The organism is Rhodococcus sp. NPDC006774 (assembly GCF_040636045.1).
Lineage (GTDB): Bacteria > Actinomycetota > Actinomycetes > Mycobacteriales > Mycobacteriaceae > Rhodococcoides.
Window position 1 is genome coordinate 192,811 of record NZ_JBEYIW010000011.1, and the last position, 17,896, is coordinate 210,706.

The following is a 17,896-nucleotide window of genomic DNA, read 5'->3' on the forward strand; positions in this document are numbered from 1 at the left end:
GTACCCGAGCGCAGAGAACCGTTCATCCCTCACCGACCCACGAATTGCGGTCGACGTCTCGCATGAAATGCCTGCACACCCTCGGCGAAGTCCTCGGTGTCGAACAGAACCGCTTGGTTCTCCACTTCCAGATCGAGCCGCGCATCGCGGTCGACGATCCCGCTCGCCAATGTCGCCTTGATCGCCGCCAACGCCAACGGGGGACCTGCTGCCGCGGCGGCCGCATCGGCCAGCGCGGCGTCGAGAGCAGCACCGGGTTCGACGACGGAATCGACCAGACCGAGTTCTCCCGCTTCCGATCCCGAGATGCGCCGCGGGAACATCAGCAACTGCTTCGCTGCTGCGACTCCGATGCGATCGGGCAGGCTGGTGAAGATTCCCATGTCCCCTGCCAGCCCCACCCCGGTGAACGTGGTGCCGAACAGGCTGTCTCGCGCGGCGACCACACGATCGCAGGCCAGCGCCAGCGCCGTGCCCGCCCCGAAGGCCGGGCCCTCCACGGCCGCGATCACCGGCTTACCTCGCCAGAGTGCACGAATCACCCGCTGCGCCGCCTGCGCTCGCGGGCGGGTCAGCTCGGGAGCTTGACGCGCCATCGTCGAGATGTCACCACCCGAGCAGAACGCCCCGCCTGCACCGGTCAACACGATCGCTCGCACCGAGTCGTCGTCCATCGCCGCTTCCACTGCCTCGGCGAGGACTACGCGCAGTGGCATGTCGATCGCGTTCTTCACCCGCGGACGGTTGAGTGTGAGAACTCGGACGCTGTCTCGATCCTCGACCGTCACCAGGGTGTGTTCGTCCGTCGTCACAGTTCGACTCACCGCCCGACGAACGTGGGGGTACGACGCTCGAGCACGGCCGCCAGTCCTTCGAGCGCGTCTGCCGTTCCGGACAGCTCCGATACCGTTCGCGCTTCTTCGGGAAGCTGACCTGCCACGCCTGCACCGATACCGGCCCACACCAACCGCTTGGTCGCGGCCAGCGCGAGAGGGGGCAGCTGCGCCAGACCGAGCGCGAGTTCGTCAACTGCGCTGGGCAACTCGGCGTCGGGGACGACCGACGTCACGATTCCGCAGTCCTTGGCTTCCGCCGCCGACAACACCGAGTTGGTGAGCAAGATTTCCATCGCCTTGCGCAGTCCGACGAGCTGGGTCAACGTCACCGTCACGCCCGCATCCGGTGCCATCCCGACGCGGACCGCGCCGGAGAAGAACTTCGCCGACTCCGTTGCTATCACCAGGTCGGCTGCGCACACCAGGCCGAAACCCCCGCCGCCTGCGGCGTATCCGTGGACCGCGGCGATGACCGGGACTTTCAGCTGAATCAGTGCAGATGTGGCGATCTGCAGCCACGCCGTGGCTTCCCGAAGATATTCCGGTAGGTCGGCTCCCTTGGACTGAAAGGTCTTCACGTCACCGCCGGTGCAGAAGTTCCGGCCTTCCCCGGAGATGACGACGACCTTCACGGTGGGCTCGGAGTGGCACCGGAGAATCGCTGTGTGCAGCGCGACCAGGAACTCGACGTTCATTCCGTTGGACGATTCCGGGCGATTGAGCCGCAGTCGCGCGACGCCCGAATCCTCGACCTCCAGCAGTACCGGACCGGTCTCGATCAATGTGTTGCTCACTGTCATCGAATTCCTCTTCCTCGGGGATGCGTTGGACTACCTGCTGTTGAAGCTGGATACACCGGAGCCCCCGGCCTCGCCGGATATGTGGGCGACAACGGCCTCGCGTTCCATGGCGAGGCCCTCGCTCAGAGATGTCGCGGATCCATCGCACACCAACCGTTTGATGCCCACGAGTGCGTCCCTGCGCTTTTCGGTGAGTCTCCGAACGAAACCGTCGACACCGGAATCGAATTCGTCGGGCTCGAACCCGCGATAGGCAATTCCCCACTCGACTGCATCCCGGCCCGAGAGACGATCGCCGGAGAGGATATGCCCCAGTGCCCGTTGCCTTCCGACGAGTCGAGGTAGCCGCTGCGACCCGCCACCACCGGGGACCTGGCCGAAATTCGAGTGATTGTCCGCGATCTTGGCGTCGTTGCGTACCAGCACTATGTCGGCGGCCTGCATGAACTCGAATCCGCCTGCCATGGCGTAGCCCTCGACGACGGCAATGACCGGCACCTCGACCTCCGAAATCGCGGCGCAGGCCGCGCCGAAGTTGTCGAACAAGGGTTGCAATGCCGCCGGGCCCGACTCCCGCAATCTCTCGACCTCGCCGAAGTCGCCACCGACGCAGAAGTTTCCGCCCCGGCCGCGAACGACGACGACGCAGACATCCGGCCGAGTTCCCAGGGTGCGGATCGCATCCTCCAACTGACGACCAAGCTCGATCGTGATGGCATTCATCTGTTCGGGCCGATTCAGAAAGACTCGTCCGACGCGGCCGTCCACGACGGTGTCGACGACGCTCACATCAATCGACCTCCGCCGACCTCGAGGACACCGCCGGTGATGTAGCTCGACAACTCACTGGCGAGGAAGAGCACTGCATTGGCCACTTCCCGAGGTTCTCCCGCTCGCTTCATCGGGATCGCGGCCTCGCGCTCGGCGAACACCTCGGGCGGCATCGCCTCGGTCATCGCCGTTCGGATCAGCCCGGGCTGTACCGAATTCACCCGCACGTTGTGGTGTGCCAACTCCTTGGCCGCTGCCTTCGTCAGGCCGACGATGCCGGCCTTGGCGGCGCTGTAGTTCGTCTGGCCGGGATTGCCCGACTTCCCGGACAGGGACGAGATGTTGACGATCGACCCGGACTTCTGCTCGCGCATCACGGCCGACGCTGCCCGAACACCGAGCCAGGTACCACGCAGATGCACGGTGATCACAGCATCGAAATTGTCGACCGTCATCTTCTTCAGGGACGCGTCCCGCGTGATTCCTGCGTTGTTGACCATGATGTCGAGGCTGCCGAAATGCTCGACGGCCCTCGCCACCAGGGAGTCGACCGCGGCCTCGTCCGTGACGTCCGCACCGACTCCGATTGCACGGTCACCGAGGGCCACTGCAGCTGCAGTGGCCGCTGCGGCGTCGAGATCCGCCAGGACGACCGACGCACCACCTGCGTGCAGCACCCGAGCGATCTCGAGGCCTATCCCCTGGGCTGCGCCGGTGACGATCGCCGTCCTACCCTGCACCAGGGCCACGTCCACTACGTGCCCGCTCATCCGATGTACCGCACGACGGACTCGATGACGCTCGCCGGCTTGGTGGCACCCTCGACGTTCATCGTCGTCACGAACACCGCCTGCACCGCACCCTCCAGGCTCTGCACACTGTCGATCCGGGCGGAGGCCGAGAGCCGGGCACCGACACGAACCGGGCTGGGAAAACGCACCTTGTTCATTCCGTAGTTCACAGCCATCGAAATGTTGTCGACCCGGTAGAGCTGGTTCAGGAACAGCGGCAGCAGCGACAGCGTGAGCAGGCCGTGGGCGATGGTGCCTCCGAACGGCCCGGACGCAGCTCGCTCGGGATCGACATGGATCCACTGGTGATCGCCGGTTGCATCGGCAAACAGATCGACCCGCTCCTGGTCGACGACCAGCCAGTCGGTGGTTCCGAGATCGCATCCGGCTGCGTCCTTCAGCTCGTGCAACCCCTCGAAGATCTTCATACAGCGCCCCATCTCGTAGGTATAGTATTTGAATTGAATCTAAATTAAAGTAAGCGTCCAGTCAATCGTCGGACGGCAGCGAAGGGGCAAGAATGGATCTCGGATTGGTCGGCGCGCGGGTGCTGGTGACCGGAGGCGCGTCCAACATCGGACGGGGCATCGTCCACGCCTTTGCGGAGGAAGGCTGCCGGATCGTCATCAGCGACATCGACGGCGAGCAGGCGGACAAGGTTGCCGCAGAAGCCCTCGCACTGGGTGCGGAGTCCGCGCTGGTCTGCGCGGGCGACCTGACCGACCCGGACGCCGCCGACGCAGCCGTCGATACGGTCACGAGCAACTGGGGCGGCATCGACGTCCTGGTCAACAACGCGGGGTGGAGCGTGCCGGGGTTCCTGAGCGAGGACACCGATCGCGCACGCTGGCAACGGACCGTCGAGGTGAATTTCTACACCGCGGTAGCAACCACCCAGGCAGCCCTGAAGCCGATGACCGAGGCGGGGTGCGGCTCGATCGTCTTCATTGCCAGCGACGCGGCGTTCGGACAGATTCGCCAGGGGATCTACGGGGCCACCAAAGCGGCGGTGGTCGCGCTGGCCCGAACGACCGCAAAAGAGCAGGGCAGGCACGGAATTCGATCCAACATCGTCTGCCCCGGCCTGGTCATCCCGGACGGACCGGAGGCGGTGGGCAGCGGAAGCCTGTGGTCGGTCGGCCAGGACGCCGTCTTCAACGACAAGCAGATCGAGTATCTACGGAAGGACACTCCCCTACGTCGGCTGACGACCGCCGACGACGTCGCCAAGTCGGTTCTGTGGCTGTCCTCCGAATCCGCCGCCCGCCAGGTGACCGGTCAGATGTTCTCCGTCAGCGGCGGATACACGATGCCATGAGCACGCCGTGAAGCCGAGCAACACCAGAACCTCGTCGCCCACCCGCGATCGCGGCGATGCCACTCGCCAGCGAATATTGACCGCTGCGGCCACGGTGTTGAGCACCAAAGGGTATGCAGCCACCCGATTGTCCGATATCGCCGCCGAGGCCGACGTACGAACTCCCGGCGTCTACTACTACTTCGCGTCTCGGGACGAATTGATCGCCGAGGTCATGCGAGTGGGTCAGCGTCGAGTGCGCGAGCACGTCGAGTCCGCCCTGGCCTCGGTTCCCGATGATGCCGGGCCCCGTGAACGAATCCGGGTTGCGGTCGAGGCGCACCTGCGGGTGGAACTCGAGTTGTCGGAGTTCGCCACGGCGGTCACCCGGAACACCAGCCAGCTGACGGAACAGGTCCGCGGCGCCCAGCAGGCGGAGAGCGACAGGTACCACCGGATGTGGCGCACGCTCCTCGAAACCGCACGCAGCGAGGGCCTGCTCCTACCGGACCTCGACCTCGGGATTGCGCGCATGCTCGTCATCGGGGCACTGAACTGGACGCCGGAGTGGTGGCGCACCTCGACCGACTCGATCGACGTGTTGGTCGCCACTGCGCAAAGCATCGTATGCGCCGGGCTTTTCGGGATCCCCGCAGATCCCGGCGACGGTGGTTCCACTTTTGAGTCTATGTTAAATTCTTGAAATATCGTCAGCAACCAGGAGGACACATGCCCGAGGCCTATATCGTCGACGCCACCCGTACCGCTGTGGGACGCCGCAAAGGAGGTTTCGCACAGTCACATCCGGCCGACATGGCCGCACACGTCATCAAGACACTCGTCGAGCGCAATTCGTTCGATCCCGCCGCGATCGACGACGTGATCCTCGGTTGCCTGGACAACATCGGCTCGCAGGCAGGCGACATCGCCCGGACCGCAGCCCTCGCCGCCGGTCTGCCGGAAACGGTTCCCGGCGTCACGATCGACCGCCAGTGCGGATCCGCCCAGCAGGCAGTACATTTCGCTGCACAGGGCGTCATGAGCGGCACCACCGACCTGATCGTCGCCGGCGGCGTCCAGAAAATGAGCCAGTACCCGATTCTGAGCGCCTTCACCGCCGGCGAGCCCTTCGGCTCCACCGATCCCTGGACCGGTTCCGACGGCTGGGCCGCTCGATACGGCAGCGAAGAGATCTCCCAGTTCCGCGGAGCCGAGATGATCGCCGAGCGCTGGAACATCAGCCGACAGGACAGCGAGGCGTTTGCGCTGCGCAGCCACCAACGCGCGCTTGCTGCCATCGCCGCCGGGCACTTCGAGCGGGAGATCACCCCGTTCGCAGGGATCTCGACGGACGAGGGCCCGCGCGCCGACACCACCCTCGAGAAGATGGCCTCGCTGCAGACTCTCACCCCGGGCGGCACCCTGACTGCCGCTGCCGCAAGCCAGATCTCGGATGGCTCGGCCGCCCTGCTGATCGCCTCGGAGGACGCCGTCGCACAGTACGGCTTCACTCCGCGTGCCCGTATTCACCACATGTCGGTCCTCGGAGCAGACCCCGTGATGATGCTGAGCGCTCCCATTCCGGCAACACAGCACGCCCTCAAGAAGACGGGCATGTCCATCGACGACATCGACGTCGTCGAAATCAACGAGGCATTCGCGCCGGTCGTGCTCGCCTGGTTGGCCGACATCGGTGCCGACCCGGCGAAGGTCAATCCCAACGGCGGCGCGATCGCTCTCGGTCACCCGATCGGCTGCACCGGGGCACGGCTGATGGTCTCGATGCTGCACGAGCTGGAGCGCACCGGCGGACGCTACGGCCTGCAGACCATGTGCGAGGGCGGCGGCCAGGCCAACGTCACCATCATCGAAAGGCTCTGACATGGATCGTCAGCTCTACACCGAGGATCACGAGATCTATCGGGAATCGGTGCGCGACTTCCTCGCTCGCGAGGTCGAGCCGCACAAGGACAAGTGGGACGAGGCCCGGTGGATCGACCGCGAGGTCTTCGCGAAGGCCGCCTCGCAGGGCTTGTACGGAATCCAGATCCCCGAGCAGTACGGCGGTTCCGGCGAGACCGACTATCGATACCGCATGGTCGTGTGCGAAGAAGTCGCCCGCATCAACGCACTGTCGTTCGGCCTCACCGTCGCTCTGCAGGACGACCTGTTCCTGGCGTACCTGCTCGATCTGACGACCGACGATCAGAAGCAGCGGTGGCTGCCCTCGATCGCCTCCGGTGAGAAGATCGGCGCGCTGGCGATGACCGAGCCGGGAACCGGAAGCGATCTGCGTGGCATCAAGACTTCTGCCCGACGCGAGGGCAACGAGTACATCCTCAACGGCCAGAAGACGTTCATCTCCAGCGGAATCATGGCCGATCTGCTCGTCGTCGCTGTGCGTACCAACCCCGAGGGCGGCTCGCGTGGCTTCAGCCTCTTCGTCGTCGAACGGGACACACCGGGTTTCGAGCGGGGCCGCAAGCTCGACAAGATCGGCCTCCCCGGCCAGGACACCGCGGAACTGTTCTTCGAGGATGCGCGTGTTCCGGCGAGCAACCTTCTCGGTGAGGAGGGGCTCGGACTGCAGTATCTGATGGGCCACCTCCCGAGGGAGCGGCTCGGGGTCACCGCCATGGCGCTGGCCACCACCCGGGCGATCTTCGACATCACCGTGGCGTACTGCAAGGACCGCAAGGCATTCGGCAAGCCGATCTCGACCTTCCAGCACATTCAGTTCGAGCTGGCCGAGATGTCGACCGAGATCGACATCGCCGAGGCCTACGTCGATCGCTCTGTGCGCGCGTACAACGACGGCACCCTCAGTGACGTCGATGCAGCCAAGGGCAAGTGGTTCGTGAGCGAACTGCAGAAGCGGGTCATCGATCGGTGCCTGCAGTTGCACGGCGGGTACGGATTCATGAACGAATACGCCGTCGGAAAAGCGTACGTGGACACTCGCATCCAGACGATCTACGGCGGCACCACCGAAATCATGAAGCAGATCATCGGTCGCGACCTGATCGCATGAAAGACAACGGTGACGCTCGAGTGCACAGATCCTCGGGCGTCACCGTTCTCGACCACCTCGTCGGGTATCGAGCCGACGAGACCACGGACCTCGGACGGAGTGGAATGTCCCTCAGCGGCCATCGAAGGCGATCGGTGCTCATCGCACCGGCATCCGACGAACGCAAAGCGCTCAAAGCCCTGCACTCGGACGCGGACGAGGTCGTTCTCGATCTCGAGGATGCCGTGGTGCCGGCGCAGAAGCAGATGGCTCGCGATACGGCAGTGCGTCTGGCCGACGAGCATGCGGCCGGGCGCACCGTGTCGGTACGCATCAATGCGCCCGACTCTCCCTGGTACGCGGACGACGTGGCTGCTGTGTCGCAGTGCGCTCACCTCACCGGCATCGTCCTTCCGAAGGTCCACTCGCGCAGGGACATCGAGGATGTCGACCGGGCTCTCGAGCACAACTCAGGACTGCGGATTCAAGCCCTGTTGGAGACACCCGAGGGGATTCTGAACGCGCGCGAGATCTGCGCCGCTTCGGAGCGACTGAGTGCGGTGATCATCGGTTACGCGGACCTCGGCGCAGCGATCGGACGATCCCCCGCGGACATCCGACAGTGGATCTCCATCCAAGATCGGGTTCTGCTCGCGGCCCGCGCGGCAGGGGTGGCTGCCATCGACGGCCCGGCCCTCGGGATCGCCGACGACGAGAAGTTCCGGAGTGCGGTGACGTGGTCGGCCCAGCTGGGCTTCGACGGCAAATGGGTCATCCATCCGGCACAGATCGCCACGGTGACAACGGCGTTCACACCCACTGCCGAACAGGTGGAGCACGCTCGGCGCGTCGTCGAATCACTCGCGGTTGCCGAGGACGCGGGTGCGGGCGCGGCGTTGCTGGACGGACAGATGCTGGACGAGGCCGTTGCTGTAGCAGCCCGTCGCGTACTGGCGCAGGCCGGTCGGCGATGAGCGAGAACACCGTACGGTCCCCCGTCCTGGTCGGTGGCCCGTACTTCGACGAACTGTCGGTCGGCCACGTGTTCGACACGGCCCCGACGGTGACCTTCACCGACGGAATGGCCGCAGTTCATCAATCGATACTCGGGATTCGGCTCCGCCTACCACTCGATGCCGGTCTGTCTCGACGCGTCGCCGGCCACGGCGGAACCCTGGTGAACCCGGCGCTGGTCTGCGACGTCGCCATCGGCCAATCCACTACGGCCACACATCATGTGAAGGCAAATCTCTTCTATCGGGGTCTGCGCTTCTACACGCTCCCACGAATCGGCGATTCCCTCACCACGGTCACCACCGTCACCGGCCTACGCGAGAACTCACCGAAGCCAGGACGTCGATCGACCGGGCTGGCAGCGCTGCACATGAAGTCCACCGATCAGCGCGGGCGTACCGTCTTGGATTTCCATCGATGCGCCATGCTGCCGATCGGCGACGACCCCGACGAAGGACGAGTGCGTCACGACGACACTCTCGAGCCCACCGCACCTGCCGTTACCAAGGAGGGCGACGCCATCGTCGGCGGGCTCGACCTCCCGACGTTCCGGACAGGAGCGAAGGGACCGCACTTCTCGCCGGAGCTCGCGGGCGTGACATTCGAATGCAGCGCCGACGTCGTCACCAGCGCAACGGAACTGGCGCGTTTGAGTCTCAATATCGCAGCAACACACCATGATCAGCGCTCGGGCCCGCTCGGACGGCTGGTGTACGGAGGTCACACCATCGGCCTCGCGCTGGCTCAGGCCACGCGGGCACTGCCGAACATCGTCACCGTTCTGGGCTGGGAATCGTGCGATCACCTCGCACCCGTCCGCGAGAACGACACCCTGACCAGCACCGTATTCGTCGAAGGCGCCGAACCGCTGAGCGAGGGCGGGATCCTGCACCTTCGCTCGGTCGTGCACTCGGTCGGCGACGGGGACTCCACCGACGTACTCGACTGGCGCTTCTCCGCCCTGATGGCCTGATCGCCCGCATTCCTGCCTTGCCTACCTGACAACGATCGAGAGGAAACCATGAGCGCCCTATCTCAAGACGAGGCAATGATCGTCGATGCCGTTCGAGCGTGGGTGGACAAAGAGGTGCTTCCTGTCGTCCACGTGCTCGAGCACTCGAACACGTACCCCGAAGCGCTCATCGAGCAGATGAAGGAAATGGGGATCTACGGACTCGCGATTCCCGAACCGTACGGTGAAGCGCCCGTCAGCATGCCCTGTTATGCCAGGGTCACCGAGGAACTGTCCCGAGGCTGGATGAGCCTCGCCGGCGCAATGGGCGGACACACCGTGGTCGCCAAACTGATCCTCGCGTTCGGGACCGAAGAACAGAAGAATCACTACCTGCCTCGGATGGCCACCGGCGAGATCAGAGCCACCATGGCGCTGACCGAACCGGGCGGTGGCTCCGACCTCCAGGCGATGACGACGGTGGCGCGCAAGGACGGCGACGACTTCGTGGTGAACGGATCCAAGACGTGGATCAGCAATGCCCGCCGCTCGCAGCTGATCGCGTTGCTGTGCAAGACCGATCCCACGGCCGAGCCGAAACATCGCGGTATCAGCATCCTGCTCGTCGAACACGGCCCAGGACTGACGGTCTCGCGTGATCTGCCCAAGCTCGGCTACAAGGGTGTCGAGAGCTGCGAGCTGACGTTCGAGGACTTCCGCGTACCGGTGTCCGCCGTACTCGGCGGGGCGGAGGGCAAAGGCTTCGCGCAGATGATGAAGGGCCTCGAGACCGGCCGAATCCAGGTCGCATCACGGGCTTTGGGCGTGGCCGGGGCTGCGCTCGAGTCGGCACTTCGCTACTCGCAGGACCGAGAGAGCTTCGGCAAGCCCATCTGGAAGCACCAGTCGATCGGCAACTACCTCGCGAACATGGCCACCAAGCTCACCGCTGCTCGCCAGCTGGTGCTCTACGCCGCCGAGAAGTTCGAGGCAGGCGAACGGTGCGACATGGAAGCCGGCATGGCCAAGCTGTACGCATCGGAGGTCGCCATGGAGATCGCCCTCGACGCTGTTCGCATCCACGGCGGCTACGGATATTCCACCGAGTACGACGTCGAGCGATACTTCCGCGACGCACCGCTGATGATCGTCGGCGAAGGCACCAACGAAATACAGCGAAACGTCATCGTCTCGCAGCTCGTGGCACGCGGTGGCCTGGACAGCTGATGAGTGACGACGCTGCGCGGCTGTGCCTGCACGAGGAAGTGAACAGTCGACACCGCGCTGGGACGGATGTCGCTCGGCCGGACGCCGTCGAACATCAGCACCGTCGCGGAAAGCTCACGGCGCGAGAACGAATCGACCTACTGACCGGCGAGGGCGAGTTCTTCGAGTTCGGCGCGCTGGCCGGGCCGGGGCCGGCGCAACCGGGCAGCCCCACCCTGGTGGCACCGGCCGACGCCATGGTGACCGGCATCGGCTATGTCGACGGCAGAGCAACGGCCATCGCCGCGTTCGATTTCACGGTTCTGGGCGGAAGCACCGGGGCCGTCGGCATGGCCAAGCTGTCGCGATGCGCCGAACGCGCATTGCTGGACCGCATTCCCCTGATAGTGCTGAGCGACAGCGGCGGGCACCGAATGCAGGAAGGTCTCGACTCCCGGCACGCGGCGCTCGGCTCACCGCTGTTTCAGCAGTTCGACGATCTGTCCGGATTGGTACCGATCGTCACCGTCATGATGGGCCCCGGCTTCGGAGTCGGAACGAATCTGGCGGCCCTGTGCGACTTCGTCGTGATGGTCAAAGGCATTTCGACCCTGGGAATGTCCTCGTCACCGTTCGTCGCGGCAGCCACCGGTGAGCACATGACCAACGAGGAGATCGGCGGTGCCGAGGTTCAGGCCGGCCGCGGAGTCGCCGACTTCGCTGCGGAGGACGAGCACGAGGCTATCGACGCAGTCCGCGCGTATCTGAGCTTCCTCCCGTCCAATTCGCTCGAGGCCCCGCCTCGGATCATGGGTGCCCGGTGGCCCGAGGACATCGATCTGGACACTCTCGTTCCGCTGAGCGGACGCCAGGGTTACGACGTGCGGGATGCCGTTCGCGGCATCTGCGACGAGGATTCGATACTGGAGCTACGCGAAACGGCAGCCCCCAACGTGGTGACGGCCTTCGCTCGCGTCGACGGTCGCGCCGTCGGAGTGGTGGCCAATCAGCCCCTGCACCTCGGCGGCGCACTCGACAGTGCCGCCTGCGAGAAGGCGGCACACTTCATCGCGGTGTGCGATGCCTTCGGTCTACCGCTGTTGATCTTGATCGACCTGCCGGGATTCCTGATCGGATCGGCAGCCGAGACAACACAATTGGCCCGGCGCAGCGGCCGTCTGGTGTACGAGCTGGCCGAGGCCACCGTTCCGCGAATCAGCATCGTGGTGCGCAAGGCCTACGGAGCCGCGTACATCGCCATGGGCGGTGGGCGCGGGTACTCACCGGATCTGGCTCTGGCATGGCCCACCGCGCAGATCTGCGCGATGCCGGTGGACGGAGCCGTCGACATCGCCTATCGCCGTGACTGGCAATCCGCGGAGGATCCGGCTGCTCGACGGGCGGAGCTGATCGCCGGGTTCGAGAAGAACATCGACCCGTTCCATGCGGCCGACGGATTCGGGCTGGACGACGTCGTACTGCCGTCGCAGTCTCGCCGGTTGATAGCCGAGACACTCTCCCGCGTCGCTGCCCGTCGCCCACCGCGGGTGCCGCACAAACGCAGATCCATCTCCCCGATCTGAGCTCGGCCTCTTCGATCCCGGCTTCGAAACGACTCGGCCGGTGCCGATGCCTTCGTGGAGGCATCGGCACCGGCCGAGTTCGGTTCAGCTCTGGTGAACGAGAGGGAAGCTCTCGATCACACTGTCGGCCACGATCTTTGCCGTTTCAGCGCAGGCCGTGGTTCCGCCGTTGGCGAATTCCTTCACTCCGTCACCCACGTTCCACAGGCCCGTGATCGGTGTCGTGTTCGGTAGATCGAAGCCGGCCACTGCCCGCTGCGGTGGCCAGCCGTCACGAGTGACGTTGACCGAGATCACCCGTGCACGTGAGTCGAAGTTCTCGATCGCGTCACGCAGGTCCTCCATGACCAGTTCGACCTCGGTGTCGGAATCGAAATCGCCGACCGAGGGTTCGGGAATTGCACCACCCACGTACAGGTTCCACCCGTCCGGAGCCATTTCGGGGCAGGTCTCGGTGAAGTTGGCGATGTACGCGAGGCGACGCGATTTCGCGAAGCTCAGCATTCCGGGAACGTCGACGAGGCGCTCCTGGCTGGCGAAGTTCACCGCGATCATCGAGCACGGACGATCGGCCGCACGTACCTGGGCGGCGTAATCCGCACCCACGGCGTCGTCGCCGGTCAGCTTCAGCGTTGCGCTCGGACCGACGTCGCTGATCACCACGCGCGCCTCGACCGTCGTCTCGACTCCACCACGTGTTGCCACGATTCCGCGCACCACGCCGTCCTCGACGAGAATGCGGTCTGCGGACGTCGACAGCCACACCTGCCCGCCGTTGCCTTCGATGGACTCGACCAGCGACTGCCAGACACCGATGGTGCCCTGGGGGTGGAAGCCGAACTTCTTGAACGCACTCTTGCGCGTGAAGTAGGTCAGGAACACCTTCGCAGGGAGCTCGGTGGAGCTGACGGCGAACACCGACGCACACATGTTGCGGAAGATCCCGTGCACACCTTCGTTCTTCGTGTACTTCGAAACCCACTCCGCGGTGGACAGCTCGTCCTCGGGCATGCCGCTGTCGTTGCGGGCAGCACCGAGGCCGCTGACCAGTTTGGCACCCTGTCGGGTCAGTTTGGAGAGCAGGAAGCCCCACCCGCCACCGGTGACGTCGACGTTCTTGCCACCGATGCTGTACAGAATCGGAGGGGACGGCATCCGGATGTCGAATTTCGCCCCGACCTCCGCGAACGTCTCCTCGGTGATGCCACCCAACTCGATGACGATTGCGCCGTTGTTGACCTTGAATCCGTCGATCTCGTCGGTGGATGCGCGTCCGCCGACCTTGTCGAGGGATTCCACCACCAAAGTCCGATACCCTTTGTGCGCCAGCCGAGCTGCGGTGAACAGGCCACCTGCGCCCGCACCGACCACCACGACATCGAACTGCTGTGTTTCCGGTGTACTCATCGTTCTGTGCTCCTCGAGATCAGCTCACCGAAACCAGTTCGGCGCGTTGGCTTTGTGTCGGTACGGGGTGTCAGTACGAGCGCGGCAGCCCCATGGTGGTCTGCGCGACGAAGTTCAGGACCATCTCTTTGCTCACCGGTGCCGTACGCATCAAGCGAGTGACGAACCACAACTCCGCCAAGCCGTATTCGTGGGTGAGTCCGTTTCCACCGTGTGTCTGGATCGACTGGTCCAGCGCCTTCAGAGCGGCCTCGGAGGCCGCGTACTTGGCAATGTTCGCGGCCTCGCCCGACGGCTTGCCTGCATCGAACAACTCGGCACTCTTCGCCGTGGCGAGACGTCCGAGCTCGACGTCGATCTGCGCTGCCGCAAGCGGGTGGGCCACACCCTGATGCGACCCGATCGGAACCGACCAGACCTCCCTGGTCTTGGCGTAGTCGACGGCCTTGTCCAGCGCGTAACGACCGACCCCACCACAGATGGCACCGACCAGAATCCGCTCCGGATTGAGTCCGGCGAACACCTGCTTCAATCCCTGGCCGGCCGCACCGATCAGTGCGTCCGGTCCCACCCGCACGCCGTCGAGGAACACGGTGAACTGCTTGTCGGGCGAGACGATCGCGGTGTCGATCTTCTGCAGGGTCAGGCCGGGAGTATCGGTCGGAACGACGAAGAGCGACAGCGCCTTGCGCTCGCCCGTCGAATGCTCGACGTCCTTGGCCACCACGAGAAGCGCGTCGGCCTCGTCCACCGCCGAGATGTAGTACTTTCCGCCGTTGAGTACCCAGCCGTCGCCGTCGCGCGTCGCTGTCGTCTTCAGAGCATGACTGTTCGAGCCCGCATCGGGTTCGGTCAGTCCGAAGGACATCTTCTTCGATCCGTCGGCCAGCGCCGGCAGCCACTTCTGCTTCATCTCGGTCGACCCGTGCATGTTGACGATGGAGCCGCAGATGGCCGGTGAGATGACCCAGATCAGCAGCGGGAAACCGTGCGCAGCGAGTTCTTCGACGACAACCACGGCCTCGGCCATTCCGCCGCCACCGCCGCCGAATTCCTCGGGTAGATGCACTCCGAGAAGGCCGGATTCTCCCAGTTCCTTCCACAGCTCGTCGATGTTCCCGTTCGCCCGCGCGCGCTCGAGGAAGTACGCGGCACCGTATCGGTCCGCGATCTTGGCGACGCTCTCTCGGATCAGGCGGTGCTCGTCGTTGTCGTTGATCAGACCCTGCACGGCTGGACCGTCCCTTGTTCGTGTGGGTGGCCGGCGCGATCGCACCAGCTCGTTCATAATCTAATATAGATAAAAATATATCGGAGTCAACCGAGTCCTCGCTTCTGCCGCAGACGGCGAAGTCAGAGCAACTCGTGGAACTCGTCGTTCCGAATGCCCTCGACAACCCGGAACTTACGGATCTTGCCGGTCGGAGTCAGCGGTAATTCTTCGGCCAGGAACCACCGACTCGGCACCTTGTACGGCGAAAGGACCGCCCGAGCATGCCGCTCGAGCTGCTCGCGCAAGTCCGCGGCGGCCTCACCGCGAACTCGAACCACCACGGCCACCACCTCACCCAGCCGGGCGTCGGCAAGTCCGATCACGGTGGCGTCCAGAACAGAATCGACGGCCAGCAGCGCCGACTCGATCTCGAGCGGGGAAATGTTCTCCCCTCCCCTGATGATGAGATCCTTGAGCCGACCGGCCAGCGTCAGGTAGCCGCGCGAGTCCATCGAGCCCAGATCGCCGGTGCGCACGAAGCCGTCGCGGTCCAGCGCTCGCGCGGTCGCGTCGGGATCCTTCCAGTACTCCAGGAACTGCAGGTAACCGCGAGCGCAGATTTCACCGACCTCGCCGATCGGCAGCACGTCGCCCGTCACCGGGTCGATCACCTTGCAGTCCACCTGGGCCAACGGGTGTCCGACGGTCGTCAACTGGTCCCGCCGCGAATCGGTCCGCCGGGTCGCGGACAGCACCGGCGATAGTTCTGTCTGCCCGAACACATTCAACACCGCCGATCCGAACACTCTCTCGGCAGATTCGATCATCGCCGAGGGCACTGGTGCGGCCCCGCCGAACATCGTGGTCACGTGCGGTGCGTTGCCCTCCTCACCTCGAACGGATTCGAGGATGGCCCCGAGTACGGCCGGCACGTAGAACAACAGGTCCGCTGATTCACGCCGCGCGGTCTCGATCACCGGAGCCGGGGCGAACTGTTCGATCAGGACCACCGTGCCACCGACCCACACCGGCCCGAGCGTTGCGACCACACACGCCGCGGTGTGGAACATCGGCAGCGGATTGACCGCGACCGATCCCGACTCGATCCCGACGTACTCCATCGTGAGCTTGGCAACGTTGACCAGAGATCGATGAGAGAGCAGCACCCCCTTCGGCTTTCCCGTGGTCCCCGAGGTGTACTGCAGCATGACGGGCGCGAGAGGATCGTGGGGAACGTTGGACAACGTCTCGGCGGCTACCTCGTCCGCCCGCCAGCGAGCGCGCTCGGACAGGCTGATCACGATCAAGTCCGATCGATCCCCCGCGATGCTCGACGCCACCTCGGCCATGTCGTAGTCGCGGCTCGAATCCGCATGGATCAGAACGCGTGCGCCGGAGTGTCCGAGTGCGTAGTCGAGTTCGCCGCGTCGAAGAACCGGGTTCAATGCAACCAGGACGACGCCTGCGAGGGCCGCACCGAACTGAATTATCGGCCACTCGACGTTGTTCGGTGCCCACAGGGCGACGAACTCCCCCGGCTCGGCCAGCTGCCGCAGAGCCGTCGCCACCTTCAGCGCCTCCTCGTACAGTTCGGCGTAGGTCAAGCGAAGCTCCGCACCGTCTCCGTGGCGAGTTCCGATCAGCGCGGTCACCGCGGAGTGAGTGACCGCGCGTTCGGCGAGTACGCCACCCACCGTGTGGTCGACCAGATCCGAGCTCGTGTCTCGTTCCCAGAACGACATGACGAGAGGATCGCGCTCTCGATCGGCCGGGCGAGTCTCCAGTGTTGTCATATGTCCTCCGTTTCGAGCACAGACCAGCGCGCGACTCCTGATCGCGTCCTTGCAGTTTTACATAATATGGATTAAAAATTACGAGAATACGTCGGTGAAGTTCACCGCGAGAACGCCGATCAGGAGAGCAATGCGAATCGGAACCATGATCGACTACTCGGGCGGTTTCCGAGAATCCGCAGCCGAGGTGGCCGAGCTCGAGAAGGTCGGGCTCGACATCATCTTCGTCCCGGAAGCGTATTCCTTCGACGCCGTCAGCCAACTCGGCTACCTTGCTGCCACTACCTCGACGGTGCAGCTCGCGTCGGGCATCATCCAGATCTACACCCGCACACCGTCACTGACAGCAATGACTGCCGCAGGCCTCGACTACGTATCGGACGGCAGATTCGTCCTCGGCCTGGGCGCGTCCGGTCCGCAGGTGGTCGAAGGCTTTCACGGGGTCACCTACGACGCTCCCCTCGCTCGTACCCGAGAAGTGGTGGACATCTGCCGACAGGTGTGGCGACGGGAGCGCGTTCAGCACCAGGGCAAGCACTACCAGATTCCGCTTCCGGCCGACAGGGGAACCGGACTCGGCAAGCCGCTCAAACTCATCAATCATCCGGTGCGAGAGAAGATCCCGATCCTCGTTGCGGCTATCGGGCCGAAGAACGTCGAGCTCACGGCCGAGATCGCCGAAGGCTGGCAACCGATCTTCTTCGCCCCGGAGAAGGCGCACTCGGTGTGGGGCGATGCGCTTGCCGCGGGCAAGGCCAGACGGGATCCGTCGCTGGGCGAGCTCGACATCTATGCCGGACCGACCTTGGCCATCGGTGAGGACGCAGACAAATACCTCGCCGGTGTGAAACCGCATCTGGCGCTGTACATCGGCGGCATGGGAGCGAAGGGCAAGAACTTCTACAACGATCTGGCATGCCGATACGGCTACGCCGCCGAGGCGGCGACGATCCAGGACCTGTATCTCGCGGGGAGAAAGGACGAGGCGGCCGCTGCGGTACCCGACGACCTGGCCCGAGCCGTCAACCTCATCGGACCCGCCGGTTACGTGAAGGAACGAATCGCCGCGTTCGCCGAGGCCGGCGTCACCACACTCAACGTCACCCCGGTCACGAAGGACTCGGCCGAGCGCATTGCCCAGATCGCATTGCTCCGCAACCTGATCGGATGATCTCGGCCCGGTGCCGCTACCGGTCGGCACCGGGCTCACCGATCACGACCGG

At 64.7% G+C, this 17,896-nt stretch carries 17 protein-coding genes; 9 read left to right on the forward strand and 8 right to left on the reverse strand.

The annotated features are described in order from the left end of the window. Positions 1-29 precede the first annotated feature (29 nt). Genes ABZ677_RS18235 through ABZ677_RS18255 form a run of 5 tightly spaced genes read right to left on the reverse strand, consistent with a single transcriptional unit; the run spans position 30 to position 3,626 of the window. Complete coding sequence (locus ABZ677_RS18235) at positions 30-812, reverse strand: enoyl-CoA hydratase-related protein (RefSeq protein ID WP_358371814.1); 783 nt, start codon at positions 810-812, stop codon at positions 30-32. A gap of 8 nt (positions 813-820) precedes the next feature. Then, positions 821-1,636, reverse strand: a complete 816-nt coding sequence (locus tag ABZ677_RS18240) for an enoyl-CoA hydratase-related protein (protein WP_032367191.1) — start codon at positions 1,634-1,636, stop codon at positions 821-823. 30 nt (positions 1,637-1,666) lie between these two features. Then, positions 1,667-2,425 (reverse strand): enoyl-CoA hydratase/isomerase family protein, encoded by a 759-nt coding sequence (locus tag ABZ677_RS18245; RefSeq protein WP_358371816.1) that lies wholly within the window; start codon positions 2,423-2,425, stop codon positions 1,667-1,669. Next, on the reverse strand, positions 2,422-3,162 hold the full coding sequence (gene fabG / locus ABZ677_RS18250; RefSeq protein ID WP_358371878.1) for a 3-oxoacyl-ACP reductase FabG: 741 nt from the start codon (positions 3,160-3,162) through the stop codon (positions 2,422-2,424). The genes ABZ677_RS18245 and fabG overlap by 4 nt, the downstream gene beginning before the upstream one ends. Positions 3,163-3,173: 11 nt before the next feature. Continuing rightward, complete coding sequence (locus tag ABZ677_RS18255; protein WP_032367194.1) at positions 3,174-3,626, reverse strand: MaoC family dehydratase; 453 nt, start codon at positions 3,624-3,626, stop codon at positions 3,174-3,176. A gap of 92 nt (positions 3,627-3,718) precedes the next feature. On the opposite strand from ABZ677_RS18255, the gene ABZ677_RS18260 reads away from it, so the two are divergent. From ABZ677_RS18260 to ABZ677_RS18295, 8 genes are all read left to right on the forward strand, one after another. Then, complete coding sequence (locus ABZ677_RS18260) at positions 3,719-4,516, forward strand: SDR family oxidoreductase (protein ID WP_094739954.1); 798 nt, start codon at positions 3,719-3,721, stop codon at positions 4,514-4,516. A gap of 7 nt (positions 4,517-4,523) precedes the next feature. Beyond that, on the forward strand, positions 4,524-5,198 hold the full coding sequence (locus ABZ677_RS18265) for a TetR/AcrR family transcriptional regulator (protein ID WP_358371820.1): 675 nt from the start codon (positions 4,524-4,526) through the stop codon (positions 5,196-5,198). A gap of 26 nt (positions 5,199-5,224) precedes the next feature. Further along, entirely contained in the window at positions 5,225-6,376 is a 1,152-nt protein-coding gene (locus tag ABZ677_RS18270; protein WP_037194328.1) for an acetyl-CoA C-acetyltransferase, read from the forward strand. Between the two features lies 1 nt (position 6,377). Next, positions 6,378-7,526 carry an acyl-CoA dehydrogenase family protein gene (locus ABZ677_RS18275; RefSeq protein ID WP_358371823.1) on the forward strand — a complete coding sequence of 383 codons (1,149 nt, stop codon included), beginning with the start codon at positions 6,378-6,380 and terminating at the stop codon, positions 7,524-7,526. 104 nt (positions 7,527-7,630) lie between these two features. Continuing rightward, on the forward strand, positions 7,631-8,479 hold the full coding sequence (locus tag ABZ677_RS18280) for a CoA ester lyase (protein WP_037194662.1): 849 nt from the start codon (positions 7,631-7,633) through the stop codon (positions 8,477-8,479). After that, positions 8,476-9,492 carry an acyl dehydratase gene (locus tag ABZ677_RS18285; protein WP_358371825.1) on the forward strand — a complete coding sequence of 339 codons (1,017 nt, stop codon included), beginning with the start codon at positions 8,476-8,478 and terminating at the stop codon, positions 9,490-9,492. The genes ABZ677_RS18280 and ABZ677_RS18285 overlap by 4 nt, the downstream gene beginning before the upstream one ends. 48 nt (positions 9,493-9,540) lie before the next feature. Then, on the forward strand, positions 9,541-10,698 hold the full coding sequence (locus ABZ677_RS18290) for an acyl-CoA dehydrogenase family protein (RefSeq protein WP_037194322.1): 1,158 nt from the start codon (positions 9,541-9,543) through the stop codon (positions 10,696-10,698). Further along, positions 10,698-12,260: a carboxyl transferase domain-containing protein gene (locus ABZ677_RS18295; protein ID WP_052047986.1), complete on the forward strand. Its 1,563-nt coding sequence runs from the start codon at positions 10,698-10,700 to the stop codon at positions 12,258-12,260. Before ABZ677_RS18290 ends, ABZ677_RS18295 begins: the two co-directional genes overlap by 1 nt. 84 nt (positions 12,261-12,344) lie before the next feature. Here ABZ677_RS18295 and ABZ677_RS18300 read toward each other — a convergent pair whose 3' ends face one another. The 3 genes from ABZ677_RS18300 to ABZ677_RS18310 all read right to left on the reverse strand — a co-directional run bounded on the left by ABZ677_RS18300 (position 12,345) and on the right by ABZ677_RS18310 (position 16,673). Next, positions 12,345-13,667 (reverse strand): FAD-dependent oxidoreductase, encoded by a 1,323-nt coding sequence (locus tag ABZ677_RS18300; protein ID WP_037194320.1) that lies wholly within the window; start codon positions 13,665-13,667, stop codon positions 12,345-12,347. Between the two features lie 70 nt (positions 13,668-13,737). After that, a complete protein-coding gene (locus tag ABZ677_RS18305) occupies positions 13,738-14,898 on the reverse strand; it encodes an acyl-CoA dehydrogenase family protein (protein ID WP_032367203.1) in 1,161 nt (386 codons plus the stop codon). A 122-nt stretch (positions 14,899-15,020) separates the two neighbouring features. Beyond that, positions 15,021-16,673 carry a class I adenylate-forming enzyme family protein gene (locus ABZ677_RS18310; protein WP_358371829.1) on the reverse strand — a complete coding sequence of 551 codons (1,653 nt, stop codon included), beginning with the start codon at positions 16,671-16,673 and terminating at the stop codon, positions 15,021-15,023. A gap of 130 nt (positions 16,674-16,803) precedes the next feature. On the opposite strand from ABZ677_RS18310, the gene ABZ677_RS18315 reads away from it, so the two are divergent. Then, a complete protein-coding gene (locus ABZ677_RS18315) occupies positions 16,804-17,844 on the forward strand; it encodes an LLM class F420-dependent oxidoreductase (RefSeq protein WP_094737148.1) in 1,041 nt (346 codons plus the stop codon). Positions 17,845-17,896: the final 52 nt, after the last annotated feature.